At 38.7% G+C, this 20,290-nt stretch carries 17 protein-coding genes; 9 read left to right on the top strand and 8 right to left on the bottom strand.

Annotated elements, in window-relative coordinates; translation table 11 throughout:
* Window positions 1-63: 63 nt before the first annotated feature.
* Window positions 64-1,446 (bottom strand): NADP-specific glutamate dehydrogenase, encoded by a 1,383-nt coding sequence (gene gdhA / locus AC4G3N_RS09620; RefSeq protein ID WP_491090096.1) that lies wholly within the window; start codon window positions 1,444-1,446, stop codon window positions 64-66.
* A gap of 561 nt (window positions 1,447-2,007) precedes the next feature.
* On the bottom strand, window positions 2,008-2,487 hold the full coding sequence (locus AC4G3N_RS09625) for a hypothetical protein (RefSeq protein WP_066109785.1): 480 nt from the start codon (window positions 2,485-2,487) through the stop codon (window positions 2,008-2,010).
* A 291-nt stretch (window positions 2,488-2,778) separates the two neighbouring features.
* Between AC4G3N_RS09625 and AC4G3N_RS09630 the strand changes: the two genes are divergently transcribed.
* Complete coding sequence (locus AC4G3N_RS09630) at window positions 2,779-3,504, top strand: 3-ketoacyl-ACP reductase (RefSeq protein ID WP_066109638.1); 726 nt, start codon at window positions 2,779-2,781, stop codon at window positions 3,502-3,504.
* An 89-nt stretch (window positions 3,505-3,593) separates the two neighbouring features.
* Here AC4G3N_RS09630 and galT read toward each other — a convergent pair whose 3' ends face one another.
* The 4 genes from galT to AC4G3N_RS09650 all read right to left on the bottom strand — a co-directional run bounded on the left by galT (window position 3,594) and on the right by AC4G3N_RS09650 (window position 8,489).
* The gene (gene galT / locus AC4G3N_RS09635) at window positions 3,594-5,081 is read right to left on the bottom strand and encodes a UDP-glucose--hexose-1-phosphate uridylyltransferase (RefSeq protein WP_491090097.1); all 1,488 of its coding nucleotides are present in this window, start codon (window positions 5,079-5,081) and stop codon (window positions 3,594-3,596) included.
* 32 nt (window positions 5,082-5,113) lie between these two features.
* Entirely contained in the window at window positions 5,114-6,106 is a 993-nt protein-coding gene (gene galE, locus AC4G3N_RS09640) for a UDP-glucose 4-epimerase GalE (RefSeq protein WP_139892033.1), read from the bottom strand.
* The gene (locus tag AC4G3N_RS09645; RefSeq protein ID WP_491090098.1) at window positions 6,103-7,293 is read right to left on the bottom strand and encodes a galactokinase; all 1,191 of its coding nucleotides are present in this window, start codon (window positions 7,291-7,293) and stop codon (window positions 6,103-6,105) included. The genes galE and AC4G3N_RS09645 overlap by 4 nt, the downstream gene beginning before the upstream one ends.
* A 206-nt stretch (window positions 7,294-7,499) precedes the next feature.
* On the bottom strand, window positions 7,500-8,489 hold the full coding sequence (locus AC4G3N_RS09650) for a LacI family DNA-binding transcriptional regulator (protein WP_066109631.1): 990 nt from the start codon (window positions 8,487-8,489) through the stop codon (window positions 7,500-7,502).
* A 322-nt stretch (window positions 8,490-8,811) separates the two neighbouring features.
* Between AC4G3N_RS09650 and AC4G3N_RS09655 the strand changes: the two genes are divergently transcribed.
* The 5 genes from AC4G3N_RS09655 to AC4G3N_RS09675 all read left to right on the top strand — a co-directional run bounded on the left by AC4G3N_RS09655 (window position 8,812) and on the right by AC4G3N_RS09675 (window position 13,293).
* A complete protein-coding gene (locus AC4G3N_RS09655; RefSeq protein ID WP_491090099.1) occupies window positions 8,812-10,560 on the top strand; it encodes a solute:sodium symporter family transporter in 1,749 nt (582 codons plus the stop codon).
* Between the two features lie 282 nt (window positions 10,561-10,842).
* Window positions 10,843-11,178, top strand: a complete 336-nt coding sequence (locus AC4G3N_RS09660) for an aminotransferase yhxA (protein WP_066109628.1) — start codon at window positions 10,843-10,845, stop codon at window positions 11,176-11,178.
* A gap of 23 nt (window positions 11,179-11,201) precedes the next feature.
* Window positions 11,202-11,600, top strand: coding sequence for a DUF350 domain-containing protein (locus AC4G3N_RS09665; protein ID WP_066109625.1), 399 nt, complete (start codon window positions 11,202-11,204; stop codon window positions 11,598-11,600).
* Window positions 11,601-11,618: 18 nt separating this feature from the next.
* Window positions 11,619-12,080, top strand: a complete 462-nt coding sequence (locus tag AC4G3N_RS09670; protein ID WP_066109622.1) for an RNA helicase — start codon at window positions 11,619-11,621, stop codon at window positions 12,078-12,080.
* On the top strand, window positions 12,073-13,293 hold the full coding sequence (locus AC4G3N_RS09675) for a glutathionylspermidine synthase family protein (RefSeq protein ID WP_491090290.1): 1,221 nt from the start codon (window positions 12,073-12,075) through the stop codon (window positions 13,291-13,293). The genes AC4G3N_RS09670 and AC4G3N_RS09675 overlap by 8 nt, the downstream gene beginning before the upstream one ends.
* 64 nt (window positions 13,294-13,357) lie before the next feature.
* Here the strand turns inward: AC4G3N_RS09675 and AC4G3N_RS09680 are convergent, their stop codons facing one another.
* Window positions 13,358-13,831 carry a hypothetical protein gene (locus AC4G3N_RS09680; protein ID WP_491090101.1) on the bottom strand — a complete coding sequence of 158 codons (474 nt, stop codon included), beginning with the start codon at window positions 13,829-13,831 and terminating at the stop codon, window positions 13,358-13,360.
* 190 nt (window positions 13,832-14,021) lie between these two features.
* On the opposite strand from AC4G3N_RS09680, the gene AC4G3N_RS09685 reads away from it, so the two are divergent.
* The 3 genes from AC4G3N_RS09685 to msrA all read left to right on the top strand — a co-directional run bounded on the left by AC4G3N_RS09685 (window position 14,022) and on the right by msrA (window position 16,557).
* The gene (locus tag AC4G3N_RS09685; RefSeq protein WP_066109620.1) at window positions 14,022-14,756 is read left to right on the top strand and encodes a DUF2238 domain-containing protein; all 735 of its coding nucleotides are present in this window, start codon (window positions 14,022-14,024) and stop codon (window positions 14,754-14,756) included.
* 130 nt (window positions 14,757-14,886) lie between these two features.
* Window positions 14,887-15,357, top strand: a complete 471-nt coding sequence (locus AC4G3N_RS09690) for a PaaI family thioesterase (RefSeq protein ID WP_139063886.1) — start codon at window positions 14,887-14,889, stop codon at window positions 15,355-15,357.
* Between the two features lie 240 nt (window positions 15,358-15,597).
* Complete coding sequence (gene msrA, locus AC4G3N_RS09695) at window positions 15,598-16,557, top strand: peptide-methionine (S)-S-oxide reductase MsrA (RefSeq protein ID WP_491090102.1); 960 nt, start codon at window positions 15,598-15,600, stop codon at window positions 16,555-16,557.
* A gap of 50 nt (window positions 16,558-16,607) precedes the next feature.
* Here msrA and AC4G3N_RS09700 read toward each other — a convergent pair whose 3' ends face one another.
* On the bottom strand, window positions 16,608-20,123 hold the full coding sequence (locus AC4G3N_RS09700; RefSeq protein ID WP_148630344.1) for a bifunctional 2',3'-cyclic-nucleotide 2'-phosphodiesterase/3'-nucleotidase: 3,516 nt from the start codon (window positions 20,121-20,123) through the stop codon (window positions 16,608-16,610).
* Window positions 20,124-20,290: the final 167 nt, after the last annotated feature.

A 20,290-nucleotide genomic window follows, 5' to 3' on the forward strand; every position in this document is an offset into this window, starting at 1 on the left:
AGTCATATCAGATAAGGATAACGATAAGGGTCGAGGTCTTTATGACATCTGACAAAATAAATGTTAAATAACTCCCTGTGCAATCATGGCATCGGCTACTTTTTTAAAGCCCGCGATATTAGCGCCAACAACTAGATTGCCTGGGTGACCATAGTCCTCAGCAGCCTTGACGCTCTCCTTGTAAATGTTAGTCATAATATCCTGCAATTTTGCATCGACTTCTTCAAATGTCCAGGATAATCGAGCGCTGTTTTGTGCCATTTCTAAGGCAGAAACGGCTACACCACCTGCATTGGCAGCTTTTGCTGGACCAAAGAGGATATGGTTATCCATAAACACATCAATAGCTTCGGAGCTAGATGGCATATTAGCGCCTTCGCCGACGGCTTTTAGTCCATTTGCAACCAGAAGTTTCGCTGATTTTTCGCTAATTTCATTTTGGGTGGCACATGGCAAGGCAATATCGCATGGTATGGACCAAATTCCGTAGCAACCTTTCGTATATTGTGCATGTGGGTGTTCTTCTACATATGCTGAGATTCTTTTCCGCTCAACTTCCTTTAGACGTTTCACGGTTTCTAGGTTAATACCGTTTGGGTCGAAAATATAGCCGTCAGAATCACTGCAGGCGACAACTTTTGCTCCTAGTTGTGCAGCTTTTTCGATTGCATAGATGGAGACATTACCTGAACCGGATACTACCACTGTACTTCCCTTAAAGCTAAGGCCTTGTTCTTTAAGCATTTCTTGTACAAAGTAAACAGTGCCATATCCAGTAGCTTCGGTTCGAGTTAAGCTTCCGCCGTAACCAAGTCCTTTTCCTGTCAGAATACCGGCCTCATAGCCTCCGCGTATTCTCTTGTACTGTCCAAACAGAAATCCAATTTCTCGTGCTCCAACGCCAATATCACCAGCTGGTACATCTATATCCGGTCCGATATGTCTACTTAGTTCCGTCATAAAGCTTTGAGTGAATCGCATGATTTCTCCATCAGATTTCCCTTTAGGATCAAAGTCAGACCCACCTTTGCCTCCTCCAATCGGCTGACCGGTAAGAGCGTTTTTAAAAATCTGCTCAAAGCCGAGAAATTTAATTATACTTGCATTAACAGTAGAGTGGAATCTCAAGCCGCCTTTATAGGGACCGATGGCGCTGTTATACTGTACACGGAATCCACGGTTTATCTGTACCTTGCCTTGATCGTCGACCCAAGGAACTCGAAAGGTAATCAGTCTTTCTGGCTCTACAACTCTTTCAAGGATACTTTGCTCCATGTATTCTGGATGCCTAGTAAATAAAGGGACGAGTGAATCAAAGATTTCTTTAACAACCTGATGAAATTCTCTTTCATTAGGATTTCGCTTTTTGACTGTTTCAAATACTTCATTAACATAATTTTTTGCAGTGATTGTTTCTGTGTCTTTAAACTCTGTCAATACAGTCATGCTGTTATAAGCCCTCCCTTAGATGAACAGTAATTTAGTGTGTGTACTTTAGTCTAATAAAGAAATGATATACTAAATTATCTGATTCTTCAAATTTATAATAAAAATAAACCCAAACAATATAAAGATAAATTAAGAAAAATAAATCTAGAGGGTCATTTAGTATGCATGAAAAATAGATTTTAAATAGAGATTGGCATCTTATTAGATAGATTAGCGAAAGAAAGATATCCGAGTAGAAGTTACTGATAAAATTGTAGTATTTTGTAATTTACTATTAATAATTCTGAAATAATACAAATATGAAAATATAGAAAAAACCTAGATCCATTGGAATGTAGGTTTTTTGCATTAACTATTATTAGGAATACCTTTTCTCACAAAGAAAGAGAAAATCAATGTGAAGCAAATTTGAATGTTTTTGAGAACCGTCTGTCTAAAAAAGTATATCCAAATATTGGGCGTTATCATAAAAAATTAACCAAACATGCACGTAGCAGATTACGAAGTTTCGTGCGTGTAGTTAAAATAATATGAAGAAATAGATAGTTAGGAACGACTTTAGCACCAAACAATAATCCGATAGGGGGTCGTTTGGGCAGGGATGCTTTTTGTAGCTGGTCCATAGATGACAATGAGATTCCGATTTCCGATATTTTTTGAAAATGGCTGCCCATTTCTTAAAATGATAGGAGTGTAAGGGGAGGGGTTTAATTGTAATTGACCATCACGGCTTACCAGTTGGTTGTTAAAATAATCTGCTTTAACATTTTGATCGTTATATTCCTTAACAACGATAAGAGCCCGATATTGTGGCGGATAGATCAATGGTACTGGTACATCCCCATCATAATAACCAGTAATTTTATCACCGAGGCCCACAATTGCCTGTTCTACGAAGTAAGTAGTCGGTGATATGATGAAATTAACTATTCCGTTATTCCCATCTTCAACTGTAAGTTGTTTAAAACAGCCCTCTGATTCCCCGTTTTGTCCTATCATAAAATCATTCATGTCGGTTACAATACCTCGAAATGACATAAAATTCACGGCATTATTCCTTTCCTGAAAAACTAAGTTTTATAGTCTTTACGGTTAATCATAAATGATAAAATCATCATAAATAATCCTGACGCTTCCTATACAATTTATGTGTCATTGCCCAGAAAGGTGAATGCAAGAAATTCAAACTTTGGACTATGAGATTTGTCTTATTGATATAATTGGCGTTATAGGTAGGAAGCTCGGGTGCATACCTTTAGTCTTATTAACTGCTGCGTATTATACTGAGAAAGAGAACTTCAAGGTTGATTTGGAAAGGAGCTTCTAATTATGGCACAGACATTAAAGGGAAAGATTGCGTTTATCACTGGCGGAGCCAGAGGGATTGGTAGAGCGACAGCAATTGCACTGGCTAAAGAGGGTGTAAACGTTGGTTTGCTTGCAAGGTCAGAGGAAAATCTTAAAAAGGCAGCTGCTGAAATAGAAGGTTTAGGCGTAAAAGTATCTTATGCAACAGCTGATATTTCATCAAAGGAACAGGTAGAAGCAGCAATTGAAGTGTTAACCAAGAATTTAGGCACTGCTGATATTTTGATAAATAATGCAGGAATTGCAACATTCGGAACAGTTTCGGAGATGGATCCGGAGGAATGGAAAAGGATTATAGATATAAACCTAATGGGTACTTATTACGTGACACGAGCTGTACTTCCTCAACTAATAGAAAAAAATGGGGGAGATATTATCAATGTCTCTTCCACTAATGGATTAAATGGGGCAGCTACATCCAGTGCTTACAGTGCTTCAAAATTCGCGGTGATTGGCTTTACCGAATCACTTGCGCAGGAAGTTCGCCGGAATAATATTCGGGTATCAGCTTTGACACCAAGTACAGTTGCTACAGATTTGGCTCTCGACCTCGATTTAATTAAAGAGAATAACGATTCAAAATTCATTCAGCCTGAGGATCTTGCAGAATTTATAGTCGACCAATTAAAATTGAACCCTCGTGTTTACGTGAAAACGGCAAGTTTTATTGCAACAAATCCATTTTAAGGAATCGTAAACTGGTATAGATGAATGGAATGAAGAAAGAAGGCGTAAATCTGCCTTCTTTTTTCTCTTCTAACTAAGTTCTTTTACGGTTAGAGTATATCGATAAATCGTTTGAATGCTTGCTTTCCTTCATGGGTCCGTTTAAATACACCGGCATCCTCTAAACATCTCAGGAATTTGGAACCGACTGCCTGAGAGATAATCATTTTTACGGATTCAGGAGTGATTTCTTTCCCGTTAACTACTTTTAGATCTTCAGCCCAGGCTTGGTGATAATCTGCCACTTCATTGCGTTGATTGAGCAGATATTTTTCAACCTCAATAAGCTCCTTTTGTAAGCGGGCAGGTAATACAGCAAGACCCATAACTTCTATTAAACCAATATTCTCTTTTTTGATATGGTGAACATCCTGGTGAGGGTGAAAGATTCCTAATGGATGCTCTTCACTTGTTCGATTATTGCGAAGAACAAGATCAAGCTCAAATTGGCCATCTCGCATTCTTGCAATCGGTGTTATGGTGTTGTGACGGGTATCTCCGGAATAGGCTACAAGATTAACTGATGGATCACTATAGTGAATCCATTTTTTGAGTATCCGATCAGCTGCGCCTGCAACTTCCTCCAGACGAACTCCTTTTATACGAATTACGGACATAGGCCATTTCACGATATTTGCAGAAATAGAAGGGAACCCTTTAATTGAAAAAGTCCCTTCTTCCTTCGCTCGGGCCATTGCGAACTCATATCGTCCGCCTTGATAATGGTCATGGGTTAAAATAGATCCCCCTACAATAGGGATATCGGCATTAGATCCCAAGAAATAATGCGGAAACTTTTTAACAAACATCAGCAAATTGGTGAACGTATGGAAATTAATTTTCATATCACGATGTTGTTCCGATAACAGAATGCAATGCTCGTTATAATATACGTATGGTGAGTACTGTAAATACCATGATTCTTCCCCGAGTGGAATCTGGACCATACGATGGTTGGACCTGGCAGGATGATTTAACCGTCCTGCGTATCCTTCATTCTCAATACAAAGGAGACAAGTTGGATAATTAGATGTAGCAGGCTTCATCTCGCGCTCCAATGCGATTTGTTTAGGATCCTTTTCAGGCTTTGATAAATTAATTGTTATGTCCAGTTCCCCATAATCCGTATCAACCGTGTAGCTGATATTTTTCGCAATCTGTTTAGTTTGGATATAATTGCTATTCTGGCTTAACTCATAAAAATACTTGGTTGCTTCCTCAGGGCATTCTTTATACTTGTGATAAAAAGTGTAATTTAGCTCTGAAGGTCTTGGCATAAATACATTCATTATCTTGGCCTTTAAAATATCTTTATTGACTATTAAATCCTCAATAATGCTAGTTTTAACAGCATAATCAGCGATAACATCCAATAAATCTGGGATCGACAGCTCGTTCTTTACTGGATGTTTCGAAAAGCCATCTAAATGAAGCAGTGACAATATCTGATTTCTGGCGTATATTTCATCTGCTGAATCAAGCATTTGTAATCTTTTAGCCTGATTCAAAAGGTGTTGAACTGCTGCATAGATCTCCATGATATCTTCCCCTTTTAATCGATTTAACTAGGTTACTTATCTCCATAGCCGTTTGGATGGGCCTGATGCCATTTCCAGGCATCGGTAATAATATTTTGGATGGACGTCCGTTTTGGTCTCCAGCCCAAAATGCGCCCGGCTTTTTCAGAAGAGGCAATTAGCGTACTTGGATCACCGGATCTTTTAGGGGCGATTTTAGCGGGAAGCTCGTGGCCTGTTACAGCTCTGGCTGCTTCGACAATCTCCTTGACTGAAAATCCATTGCTGCTGCCAAGGTTAAAGATATTACTTTCTCCACCGTTTTGAAGATACTTCAATGCTAAAATATGAGCATCAATTAAGTCCTCAACATGGATATAATCACGGATACATGTGCCATCCTCCGTTGGATAATCATCTCCGAAAATGGAAATCGATTCTCGCTGTCCTAATGCTACTTGAAGTACTACTGGAATTAAATGTGTTTCCGGATGATGGTCTTCACCAATTTCCCCGGTTGAACGGGCACCGGCAACGTTAAAATAACGGAGCGACACATAATTCATGCCGTAGGCTGTATCACACCACTTCATCAATTTCTCCATCGTCAGTTTTGTTTCACCGTAGGCATTCGTTGGATTTGTCTGCATTTCTTCCGTAATCGGTGTTTGTTCCTGCTCTCCATATGTAGCTGCGGTAGAGGAGAAGACAATATGCTTAACATTGAACTCGTTCATCACTTCAAGCAGTACTTGTGTTCCATATACATTATTACGGAAATACTCGAGCGGCTTTTCCATAGATTCTCCAACAAGTGAATAGGCAGCAAAATGAAGTACAGCGTCTACCTTTTCCTTCGTAAAAACTTCGCGTAAAAAGTCCTTGTCTCGAATATCTCCTTGATAAAATCTTGCCTTTGGATGTATGGCTCCTTTATGGCCTGTTTGTAAATTATCAACCACCACTGTGTCGTAACCTTCGTCGAGTAGTTGGTATACGGCATGGGAACCAATATAACCAGCCCCACCAAGAACTAGTGTACTCATACAATCGCCTCCGTTATAATTTCCTTTGTTCCATCACCAATGCTGGCAACATAAAAGTCTGCCTCATAACCGATTGTTTGTTTGTACGCATCACCGACTTCCTGAATAAAACGTTCGATATGAGCTGATTGAACCAATGCAATCGCACAGCCGCCAAAACCGGCCCCCGTCATTCTAGAGCCAACGGTACCTTTTTGCTGCCAGGCTGCCTCCACTAATGCGTCGAGTTCCGGTCCGGTTACCTCGTAATCATCCCGAAGTGAAATATGGGACTCGTTCATATAGATACCGAATTGGACTAAATTACCATCCTGTAAGGCTTGAAAGGCTTTTTTTGTGCGTTCATTTTCATAAACTGCATGGCGTGCCCGTTTTTCAAGTGTGGAATCGGCAATGACAGCTTTATGTTGATCAAAAAGATCGATAGATAGTTCTCCAAGGGAGGATATATCAGTTGCTGTTTGCAGTCTTGCAAGCGCTGATTCACATTCGCTTCGCCGTTCATTATATTTTGAATCTGCCAGTTCTCTTCGTTTATTCGTATTCATGATGACAATCTGGTGATCTGCTATATCAAATGGGGCATATTCATAGCTTAAAGTCTGGCAATCAAGCAATATAGCTGATTTTGCTTTTCCCATTCCAATTGCAAACTGGTCCATAATACCGGAGTTTACTCCAATAAACTGGTTTTCCACCTTTTGACCAATTTTTACTAACTCGATACGGTCTATCTTTAATTGAAAGACTTCATTTACCATTACACCGATTAAAACTTCAAGTGAAGCAGAGGAAGAAAGGCCAGCTCCATTTGGAATATTGCCGTATATGAGAATATCAAGGCCGTTCGGCAGATTATTTCCATTCTCGGCTATATATCGAAGTACTCCCTTAGGATAGTTCGCCCATTGATGGGATGGGTCATAATCCAGATCATCTAAAGAAAATTCAATTATCCCGACCTCTTTGAAATTCAGTGAATATAGCCGAATAGTGCGGTCTCCACGCAGTCGTACTAACCCATATGTGCCATAGGTGATGGCAGATGGGAAAACATACCCACCATTGTAATCAGTATGCTCACCGATTAGGTTGATTCGGCCAGGTGAAAAAAAGGTACGAACCTTATCATTCATACTGCCTGAGAATATACTGTGAAATGCAGATAATAGTTTTTGATGGTCCATATTGGTCACTTCCCTCTAAATTTTAGGTAAAGCTTTTTATAATTAGTGAATCGAACAGTTTGCTTTTTAACGAGAGTATATTTCCTTTTTTTGAAAGCGTATCCAACTTTATTGTAATAAAAATTAGTAAAGTACGTCAATTAATTTTACTAAAATTTTTACTAATTAGTTTACCATACAAAAAAGCGCACATTTATTTGTGCGCTTTACTTGGAGCTTCCTCTTATTTTAAGTTGTGTAGCTATACTTACTTTCTTTGAGACTTGTCTTCCAGAAAACTGCTCAAGCAATAAATCTACTGCCGTTTCACCCATTAATTCGGTATAGACCTTAACCGTGCTTAAAGGGGGAGACATATATTTTGAAATGCTAATATCATTTACTCCAACAATACTAACTTGATCCGGTACGCGGACACCTGCATCTTGAAGGGCCCTTAATGCTCCAACAGCAATAGAGTCATTTCCGGCAAAAAAGGCTGTAGGAATTTCATCTTCGTGGTCCTTGACTGCTTGTTTCATCAGGTGGTATCCATCTTCAACAGAAAACTTGCCTTCATACACATAAGCTTCCTGATAGAGGCCCATGTCCGATAGAAATCGTTCAAAACTAGTTCTTCGAGGATCGTCAATTTTGGAAGTGTGATCCTTATAAATTTCCCGCCCACCTAAGTAGCCAATTTTAGTGTGTCCTTGATCCAGAAAATATTGAAGAATATTTCGTGTGGCTTTTTCGAAATCAACTATAACAGAATCGAATTGATCGTCATTAGGTGAACTATCTACAAAAACAAGGTTACTTGACACACTCTTTAGTTCCTCAGCCTGGTTTTCGCTGAATTTACCAATTGCGATAATTCCTTGAAATCCTTCATTTTGGAGGGAACGCAAATGCTCTATAGAAAAATTAGTGAACTTCATATTGTGGTATTCCAGGCGCTTTTCCACGCCAAGTCTGATTGCCATATAATAAAGATCGTCTAATTCCTCTTTTTCAGTATACCAATTCACGATTCCTACTTTATACATGATAGGTTTGCGTTTAGGTTTTTTTTGATAGTCTAATTCTTCAGCCGCTTCAAAAATCCTTTTTTTCGTCTCATCACTGACTGATAAAGAGTTGTCGTAATTAAGCACTCTTGAAACGGTCGCAATCGAAACTCCAACCATATTTGCGATATCTTTAATGGTGGCCATTGGACAGCTGCCCCCTTTCTTTTCTAAAAGTAAAATCCGGTTATTTTAGCGCTTTCAGTATACTATACTTTTTAGTAAATTTCTTTAGATTATTTTCGTTTTATTAAGGAAGGGTGTAAGGGATAGAAGTATGAAATACATAAAATATAGATAACCATTACGATAACCACTACCAATCACTCGTGTTAATAATTCCTTGATATTTTTTAGAAGATACAAAATTATTTTCTGTGTATTTAGTAAATAAATTGATTAATTTACTAAAATTTATTATGATACCCATGAAAACGTTTTTATAATAAGTCAACAGGGGGGAACCATTGTGCAGTGGTATATCATTCTTTCTTTTATTCTCTTTACGGGTGTAGTTGCCTACTATACATTTTCAAAATTGAGGAAAGAAAGGGTTAAAGGAAAAGTATCTAAGGATAATTATTTCTTAGGCGGAAGAAGTCTAACATGGGGCGTTATTGGGATGTCCCTGCTATTAACGAACCTAAATGCCACACAATTCGTTGGAATGAGCGGGCAATCCTTTGCGGGGAATATGAGTAACATGGCTTATGAAGTTACATCCGGATTCGTTTTAGCGTTAGTAGCTATTTATCTGCTTCCACGTTATTTAAAACAAGGAATCACAACTATTCCTGAATTTCTAGAAGATCGGTATGACAGTCAAGTTAAATCGTTTGTGTCGATATTATTCTTGTTGGGATATGTGTTAAATATGCTACCAACGACCCTTTATTCGGGCGCCATTGCATTAAGCCAAATGTTTGATATTGAAAGCACTTTTCATATCAGCTATGAGGCTGGCATTTGGATTATGGTGTGGTTAATCGGAATAATCGGCTTCTTCTATGCAGTATTGGGTGGATTGAAAGCGGTTGCGATTTCAGATACATTTAATGGAGTTGCTTTGGCCATTGGCGGTTTATTAGTCCCAATTTTTGCGTTGCTTACTTTAGGAGACGGCAGCATATCTCAAGGGTTTTCACAATTTGTTGCAGCGACTCCTGAAAAGTTTAATGCAATTGGTACCAATCATGATGTTGTTCCATTTGGAGCGGCTTTAACGGGCCTTTTACTAGTGAACTTTTATTATTGGGGAACTGATCAATCTATTATTCAACGTGCTTTGGCAGCCAAGGATTTAAAAGAAGGACAAAAGGGGATCATGTTTGTCGGTTTAATGAAAATCTTTACACCGATTATTGTTATTATCCCTGGGATTATGGCATTTCAGATTATCGGTAATACGGGAGCTAACCCAGACACAATGTATTCAGCTCTTGTAACAGAAGTAATGCCGAAACCGTTAATTGGCTTGTTTGCAGCTGCTATGTTTGGATCTGTATTAAGTGTCTTTAATGGAATCTTAAATAGCGCGTCAACTTTATTTGCGATCAATGTGTATGCGCCAACCTTTGGAAAAAATAAATCTGATGAGGAAATTGTCAGGAAAGGGAAATGGTTCGGTGTCTTCATTGCTCTGATCTCCATGTTTATCGCACCACTGATTATGTATGCACCAAGCGGGTTGTTCCAATACTTACAAGTTATAAACGGCTTTTTCAATGTACCGATTTTCACGATTATCTTTATTGGTTATGTGACAAAGAGAGTTCCAGCTATCGCAGCGAAAATAGCCATAACCTTCTTTATTGCAACGTATGCAATCCTTCAGCTGGTTGTTAAACCTGAGATGAGCTTCTTATATCAATTGGCTATTCTGTTTGTCATCAGCTGTCTGCTTATGTTGATAATCGGTAAAATCAAACCAAGAGAAGAGGCATACGTTCTTCCAAGCCGCAATCTTGTAAACCTGGATCCATGGAAATATCGTCAGGAAGCTGCCTGGGGAATGATCTTCTGTGTCACTGCTTTTTATATCGTATTCTCAAAACTCGGTCTCGCAAGTGAAATAGGCTTTGGTGTACATACTTGGGCTTGGCTTGCCGGAGCTGCTCTAATTTGTCTAATCGGTTTATACATAACCAAGAAAAATGGAAGTAGGGCAAATATAACTAAACCTATAGAAAAAACCAATCTTAATAAAAATGTATTGTAGTAAATTTACAATATAGTAATCTAAAATCACTTTCCTGAGTAAGGAAGGTGATTTTTTTCGGAGAATAAATCAATCGTCTTTAATAGTTTTTCAGCAGGGATTATATGTGTTGGTTAGTAGGGTGTCGGTTACTTTAGAATACTAAATACTTTCGTAAGCAGGTGTTATACATAAATAATCCCTATAACTAAAGAGAAAGACATAAATTCTTCTTCCAATTATTATACTTTTTATTGGAAGTATTTAGTAAAATATAACGAAAGAGGGATTGAGGTGAGATGATTGAATAAAACCAAAAAAATCATGATTGGTGTGACTGTAACTGCGTTGACCATTGGTTTGGTCGGGTGTGGGACATCAAATGCAGATCTTCCTCCAAAACCCACAGATTCAGACTGCGGAGATTGGAAATGGGATGATGATGATGGTGTTTGGGAGTGTGATGATGACAACTCGAGGTATCACGGCCATTATTATTATGGCGGTTATTTTTATGGAAATCGAAGCATGCTTCTGAACAATAAGGGCTACCAATCCTATAAAAATAGTTCTTCTTTTAAGGGGGGGATTAAGGCTAGTTCGGGATTTGGCAGCGGAACAAAATCTTTTGGAGGTTAAGCCTTTGAAAAAGGAGGATTTATATGAATTTATATCTTAATTTTCTTTCATATTTAGGAGTAGCCTTGTTATTGCTTGCTGCAGGGATTGCTTTATTTACTATAAGTACGCCAAAGCTGAGGGAATTCAAGCTGATTTCTGAGAAGAACTCTACAGCAGCCATGTCACTCGGCGGTAAGATCGTTGGGCTCTCAATCGTACTTGGGGCAGCAATTGAATATTCCGTATCACTTAGAGATATGGTGATATGGGGAGTTATCGGGATTGTCTCACAGATTGTTGTGTTCTTGCTTGCCGAGGTTCTTACGATAAGGTTTAGCATTCATCAAGCAATCGAGGAAGATAATCATGCTGTTGGAATCATGTTAGTCTCGTTGTCACTGGCTGTGGGGTTAATTTTAGCGAAATGTCTATCCTATTAAATAAGGCAGGTAAGTGGAGTGAAGCAATTAACGTATTATTTAGATAAAGGAAATGAGCGGTTTGAGCCCTTTTATCAATACAATCTCCCAACTGTTGGGGTGGATGAGTGCTATGCCAGACAGCTTTGTACGTATTTTATTGTAAGAGGAACACAATATGAGCTAATATCGAATGAAATGTCTGCTGAAGAGGAAATCCTTGTGGTTAAGGAAACAGGGAGGAATTTGCAGGGGGAGAAAGAAAAAAACTACCGTGGTCAAGGGATTCATATTGAATTTCGAAACCATGAATTACGGGAAAACTATCGGCTGCTTTCTTGCACTCCTTACGAGAATCATTATGAAGTACTCCGCTATCTCTTGAAGGATGTAGTTGATGTACCGGGCGCCGGACAGATGTTAGTGACGTCCACTGAGATTGATGAAGACCGGGGTGTTTATGTGATTTATGTTAAGGAGTTAGATGATGTTGATGGATAAGTACCATGAAAGAAGAAGCAAATTTTATGATCATATAGAGGGCTTTTGGGCTAATCTTTATGGTGAGGAATATGCCTTATATGATATGAAGCTGATAGGCAGGCAAGAGGCAGCACATATACGCCTAGCTACTGAACGAATTGGCAGGGTATACTCAAAAATGGCTTCGCTATTACGTAAAGTTCCATATGAAACTTTTCTTGAGATGGGTTATCCAGAAGAGACCATTTCTTTTTTAAGACTTAAAGTTCACCCGGCTGAAAGTGTGATTGCGCGCCTGGATCTAATTCCATACGGAGATGGTTATAAGTGTATCGAGATTAATTCAGATACTCCTACATTTATTAAAGAATTATTTCATATAAATGGACGTATTTGCAAAGAGTTTGGGGCAGGGAATCCAAATGATGGCTTGGAGGTGCAGTTGTATAAGGCAGTTCAGGAAAGTATCCAGCAAGTCAGTAAGGGAAAAGCTCCGCATATCGTGTTTACGGCTCATGAGGATCATATTGAGGACAGAGAAACCGTTCAGTATCTTAAACAGGCTGTACCCTCATCCAAGTTCACTCCCTTGCATAAGCTGCAAATTCAAAGAGGCGTAGGCTTATTCGATGAGAATGGAGTCAGGATTGATATCCTTTATCGGCAGACTTTTCCGATTGAAAATATTATTATGGATCAGGACAAAGATGGGAATACAATTGGCTTATGGTTGCTAGAGTTAGTGGAAGAGGGGAAGCTATCCATCCTGAATCCACCATCGGCATTTTTACTGCAAAATAAAGCAGTTCAGGCTGTCATTTGGGGATTGCATGAAGAGGGGCATCCTTTTTTTACGGAGGAGGAACATAAGTGGGTAGAGGATTATTTTCTGCCGACATACCTTGAAGCTGAGCCCTTTTTGAAAAAACAACTGCCTTATGTGAAAAAACCAGCCTTTGGGCGTGAGGGCGACACAGTTGAAATCTTTAGTGAAAATGGCCGATTAATGTACGCAGATAGCCAAAAGTCATATTCTGAGTACACCTCAGTTTATCAACTTTATATGGAACAGCCGACTGTACAATATCTAAGTGAAAAGGGGCTTCAGGAAGGCCGGTTGCTCTTGGGAAGCTTCCTGCTTAACGGAAAATCATCTGCCTTCGGCTACAGGGTTGGCGGAATGATTACCAATAATCTATCCTATTACTTGCCTGTTGGTATAGGTGATTGATAGATTGCTTGTTTTACCTTTACTATCATCCAAGGAAGGCCCTATAATAGGTTCCCTTGGTTTCCTAATCCCAATAGTTAAAAATAATCTCTCCAACTATATTAGGTTTCCAATACTTAATTTTCTCTAATTCAGCGAGAGTTAAATCATGTTCGTTTTGTAAAAAATCATGCTTTAAATGATTTTTAATAATGACAGTCTCGTTCAGCTCACTTGTATGCAATACTTTATAAAAAGAGGAAAATGTCTCGACAAGATGGGGGAGATCAATGAATTCAATGTATTCATACTCAACACTTGAGGCAAAAGCAAGCAAGGGATAATGCTTATTCAGTAAAATATGTAATTCCTCATTATTAAATGATATGTGTGCATGATAAAAACTCGTTGGATATGCAGGATCTCTCCATTTATTAAGCGTTCCGCCATTGTAATTAACAATAGAATAACAGAGCTGCTTGAACTGCCTTTCGTCCATTGGTGTCAGTTGATTATCTGCTGAATCGAAGAATCCGGTTATCCCATTAGGAAGCCTCATCTGTTCACCGCCATAGATATCTGATATTTTGGTATTATTACCCAATAAGGGAAAGTGTAACATACAACTAGTTAAGCCGATAGCTCTTTAGTTACTAAACTATGTAATCCTATTAAAATTCTTCTTTTATAGCATTGCCATACCAATATGTAGGGCAATAAAGGTAAAATAAGAGAGAGGAGGGGTTAAAGTGGAATACATAAAATATGAAAAAAGGAAAAACTGGACTTTTAGAGTAGTTCTGCTATTACTCGCGATATCAGTCATTTATGCTATATACATGTTAATCAATGCCCCATCAGGCGTTGCCCAAAATGAATATGAACGTGTGAAAAGTGATTATGTATTAATGATTTTGCAATGTTTAACAGGATGTATAGTTATTTTCCTGCCATCCCAACTTGAACATCGCTTCCGCATTGATATACCGGATATCATGGAAATTATGTATTTTATCTTTTTATTTTGTGCGATCTATCTTGGTGAGGTTCGAAACTTTTATTATAAAGTTCCTTACTGGGATTTAATTCTACATTGCTTTAGTGCAGCTATGCTGGGAGCGTTAGGATTCATTATTGTGAATTTCCTTAACAATACCAAGAAAACAATTGATTTAAGTCCCTTTTTTGTGGCTCTATTCGCCTTTTGTTTTGCAATAACCTGTGGAACCGTTTGGGAAATTTATGAGTTTCTTGCTGATGGTGTCTTAGGAACAAACATGCAAAAATTCATTACAGGAGAGGGAGTTGTCTTGATTGGGCGAGACGCTGTAATGGATACGATGGGAGATATTATTGTAGATGCTCTCGGTGCGTTCACTGTCACAGCAATTGGCTATATTAATTTAAAAAAGCAACAAAAAAGTAGAATCGTAGAGGAAGAAGAACAGAAGATGTGGATTGAATCCGAAAAGACTGGTTCATAATTATGACAAAAAGAAGTTGCACCTGCAGCCATTAACCCAACCAAAGGATAATGTGCTCAGATTTATATGCATATTGAATTGAAAAAATCTTTAGCTACTCATTTTAGTAAGGAGTGATTTGGTGATAAAGATGATTGAAAAAGCAATCCAGGATATTTATCCAGATGATTTTGCTTGGTGCTATGGCTGTGGGCGACTGAATAAAGATGGACATCATTTTCGAACTGGCTGGGATGGTAATAAGACTAAAACCGTATATGAGCCAAAATCTGATCACATGGCAATACCAGGGTTTGTCTATGGAGGAGTCATTGCATCCTTAATTGATTGCCATGGGACTGGCTCTGCCTCTCTGGCTCTCCATCGAAAAAACGGATTTGATGTGGGAGATGATGCAATTCCACCTCGATTCGTAACTGCTTCATTACATGTTGATTTTATGAAACCGACACCTGAGGGAGTCCCATTAATTGCAATCGGTTCTTTAACTGAAATCCACCCGAAAAAGTGGAAAGTGGAAACAGAGGTTTATGCTGATGAAATACTTTGTGCCAGGGGAGTTGTCGAAGCAGTCGTTATGCCTGGTACATTTAAAAAATAAATGAATTAAAGGGGCAGTGTTAAACAAAGGGTAATGAGACCTTTTGTTTGCACTGCCTTTATTATTGCCTTAATATAAAACCATTTAGAGCAGCCTTTTTACTTGAGGGATAAGATACATAGTAGGAATCATTTTTATTGTTTATATAAATACGCATATGAGTTTGAATACGATAGAAGTAGGGTTGGAAAAGATAGTAGGGTTGATTACCCAAAATAATGATAGTGGGGTGTATACTGAATGGATCATCAGTTGGAACTGGCAACATTTGCGGGCGGCTGTTTTTGGTGTATGGTATCACCATTTGACGAGCAGCCGGGAATTATAAAAGTCGTATCCGGTTATACGGGTGGACATACGGAGAATCCAACATATGAAGAGGTTTGCAGTGATACAACAGGCCATTATGAAGCTGTTCAAATTACTTATGACCCTGAAAAAATGTCATATGAAACATTGCTTAAACAATATTGGCAGCAAATTGACCCGACAGATGCCGGAGGGCAATTTAATGATCGGGGCGATTCTTATCGAACAGCCATTTTTTATCATAATGAAGAGCAGCATCGTTTAGCCGAGGATTCTAAGAAGGAACTAGCCAACAGTGGACGATTTCAGGAGGAAATTGTAACGAAGATACTCCCGGCTGGTCCGTTTTACAGAGCGGAAGAGAAGCACCAGCATTATTATAAGAAGAATCCTTTTCACTATAATCTTTATAAAGAGGGATCTGGCCGTGCTCGTTTTATAAGAGATAATTGGAAGAATACAAAAAGTGATGAGCAGCTTCGAGCGGAATTAACACCGCTCCAATACGAGGTGACAAGGAATAATGCAACAGAGCCACCATTTCAAAATGAATATTGGGACAATAAGGAAGAGGGAATCTATGTAGATATCATTTCGGGTGAACCTTTATTTAGTTCACTTGACCAATATGATGCCGGCTGTGGCTGGCCGAGTTTTACGAAACCAATACAGCGACATGAAATGGAAGAAAAGCTTGATACTTCATATGGGATGCGAAGAATTGAAGTAAGGTCCAAAACATCAGACTCTCATCTGGGGCATGTTTTTGATGATGGGCCAGGCCCGGATCGAGCACGTTATTGTATTAACTCCGCCGCCCTCCGATTTATCCCTCTAGATCAGTTAGAGGAAAAGGGATACGGTCAATATTTAAGTTTATTTAATAAGTAAAACTAAGAAAGGACTGCCTATTATGAAATTGGCAGTCCTTTAATCACTTGTTAATCTATTTTTTGAATTCTACCCTCTGCCTTATACTCAAACGGGGAAGGCAAGGTTTTTACAAACTCAACAGTTGCATCTATATCAACTGGTCCGACTTCCATATCTGTTGATAGCTTACCAAAGCTCGTACTGATATTTCCATACATATAGTTGTTGATTACGGCTGTGTATTCTTTATTCGGATCGACTTTACTGCCATCCGGTAAAAGGATATCGACTACTTTACCAGTTTTCGCTTGGTCGTCATATGTGTACGTATATTTAAAACCGGACACGTGGTAATCTAAACCTCTTGCGGTGATTTGTTCATTTAAAATAACTTCTAAATCAGCTCCGCTAAGCTTTACTTTGTTTAATACGTTACCAAAGGGCTGGATGGCGAATAAATCTCCAAATGTCACCTCGCCTGTGTCTAATGGAGAGCGTACACCGCCACCATTCATTAAGGCGAAATCTGAATCCATGGCTGCCTTCATACCATCTGCAATTAAATTACCGAGGGCAATATCACTGAATTCTCTTGCTGTAGTTGGATAGCTTTTTTCAAGAGAAGCCGTATTATTGCCTATTATTTGCGCCTTAATGGGTTCTACGCGATCAGAGTATTTTTTTAGAATAGATGAGACTTCTGAATCTGGAGCATAGTCCTTTTGGTAAACGGTGTTTATTTCCCCTGTTTTGCTGACGATATCACCTGTTAGTGGGTCAATGGTGATATCTACATCAGAAAAAGCATTTCCATAGGAGTAAGCTTGAACAATTAATTTTTCATCAACAACACGGTTCACGTTTACATGGTTATGTGCCGCAAAAATCACATCGACTTCATCATTAATCTGCTCTGCAATCCGGCTTGCATCGAAGGAATCGGTATAGCCAGTTTGCGTTGCGGGATTATGGGCTAGCACGATAATAGCCTCAATTCCTTGTTTCTTAAGTTCATCTGTATATTTGTTGATGGCAGCTACTTCATCTGTGATTTTTAATGATTCATTTCCTTTTGTTACGATCATAGTAGGCGTTTCCTGAGTTACAACGCCAATAACACCAATTTTTTCGCCCTCAGCTTCTAAAACTGTATAGGGCTGGGTGATTAAATTCCCATCTCTAGTGTCAAAAGCATTGGCAGCTACTAATGGAAAGTTCATTCCGTCATAGTCAGCGTTGCCTTTAGGATGGTCGCCGCCATTCATCATACGCTTTAGTTCATCAATGCCCTCATCAAACTCATGGTTGCCAAATGTTCCGACATCAAATCCGATTGCTTCTAATATTTCAACGGTAGGCTCGTCCTGGAATAAAGCGGAGACTAACGGACTTCCTCCAATCATATCCCCGGCATGCACTAGAAATGTATTGGGATTTGTAGCTTCTTCCTTCTTTAATGCTGCCGCTGTATATGAAATAGGTCCTGTTGGTAAATCTCCAACAGTAGTGACAGTATCTAACTGTCCGTGTAAATCATTTAATCCCAGTAACTGAACATTGACTCCACGATTTAGATTGATATTGAAGATTCCGAAGCCTTTAGAGTCTGTTTTTCCTGTGTACGTGAATGGTGTTTCATCTGTAATATACTCTTCTGCCTTTGGTGAAGTTGTAAATGTGACATTCGCATTTCCTGATATTGGAGCAATAGACCAGTTGCGGTCAGCAGTTGGTGTGATTTCTTTTACTTCAGAAATGTAATCCATTAGAACTTGGCGGTTTTCATCTGCTGAATCAATGACCAGTTCACTGCCTTTTAATCCAGGGAAGTTACCTCCGCCACCGGCACGATAGTTGTTTGTCACAACGATAAATTCCTGATCTGGATCAATTGGACTTCCATTGTACTCCAGATTAATTACTCGGCTTGATTCTGGGTTTATAAGAGTACCGTTTGGTGCATATTTTGGAGCCTTCGTCACATCAATTTGATAATTGACACCATCGATGACATCAAAATTATATACTGCAAAGGAAGGGTTCAATAGTTCTTGTTCACTTTCTTTGGCAGGGTCTATCATATTAAACTTACCTGCCGACATTTCAATCCATTCTTTTACTACGGAGCCTTTGATTTTAACGGCTTTCAATGTATTGTCGTAGAGATATAAATCACCGGCGCTTCGAATGGTTAAATCGCCCTTTTTAATATCGGTGAACTCATCAACACCGTTTCGGCCAGCTTTAAACGGAGCACCAACAGACAATATAGGCAAATCCTTTAATTCCGGTTTATTTAATTCAATGTACTTTTCTGCATACCATTTTTGTGCATTCGTAACGACCTGAACAGATGGATCGTCCTGAACCAGTGCGAAGTAGCTGTAAATATCATCAGTTGTAGTACCGATAGGAGTATCAATATATTTCAACGTACCTTCGTGATCCTTTTGAACAGCACGAACAATCGATTTATCAGGTTGTACAGACTCGTCAACACTCCTTGTGGAGGATTGAGATTTGGATACTTCCCACTCACCTTTTACTTGTTTTAATGTCAAATCAATAATTCCAAGTGCAGCGCCACCATACCCTGCCTGAACAGCAGGTACGCCATTAATGGTTCCTTTAGTATTATCAACACCAGGAAGAGGATTTCCTGCAGAATCTTTGAATAAAGCATCTAATTCAGTAACGGTTTTAGCTGGGAATACTTTATGTGTGTGTGAAAAAGTGAGAGCATCAATACCAGGTACTTTGCTTAAAGCATATACGGTATCCTCTGTATTATCGAGATTCCCATTAAAACCGGAGTGAGCCATAGCAACAATTACATCCGCACCTTTTTTCTCTAGGACAGGAATGTATTTTTTAGCAGTTGCTACAACATCCTTTGTAATGACCTTTCCATCAAGATGGGCCTTGTCCCATTCGTTGATTTGTGGTGGAACAAACCCGATATAGCCAATCTTGATGATTTTGGTTTTTCCGGATTGGTCTTTAACTTTTTTATTGACGATTTTATAGGGCTGGAATTTATGTACATCATTGCGTGGATTGTTATCCTGATCATCAATGTATACGTTTGCATTAATGACAGGAAAATCAGCGTCATTATATACTTCGTTCAGATATTTCAACCCATAGTTAAACTCGTGGTTTCCAAGAGTCGCTATATCATAATCCATGATATTCATAGCCTTTATGGCTGGATGTGTTTCTCTTCTTTCTAACGGATCGATTTTAGCTTTATATGTGCCAAGAGGTGTCCCTTGAATTAAATCGCCATTATCAACTAATACAGAATTTTTTACTTCTGAACGTGCCTTTTTTACGAGAGTAGCTGTTTTAGCTAAACCTATGTTAGGGGCGGAGCTATCTTTATAATAATCATAGCTTAAAAGATTAGTATGAATATCTGTCGTTTCCATAATACGGAGTTCTACTTGTGATTGTCCCTTAGGCTTATGATGCTTGTGATTGGTGGCTTCTGCTTCACTTGTCATAAATGATGTTGCTGCCAAGCTGATTGCCATTGTACTTGTTAAAAAGATCCGACCTTTAATACTACTCCATAGTTTCATACGAGGCACCTATCCTTTGTATTTTTTTGAGAGTTTTAGGCTCCGCTTACAAATATATCAAATTTAAAGTGGTATATGGATAGGTATCTAGGATAACAGTTAAATACTACTATTAATTATATTGGTTCAGGTTAAAAAACTAGTTATCATTACTCAGTGCATAATTA

This window comes from Bacillus sp. z50 (assembly GCF_058313585.1).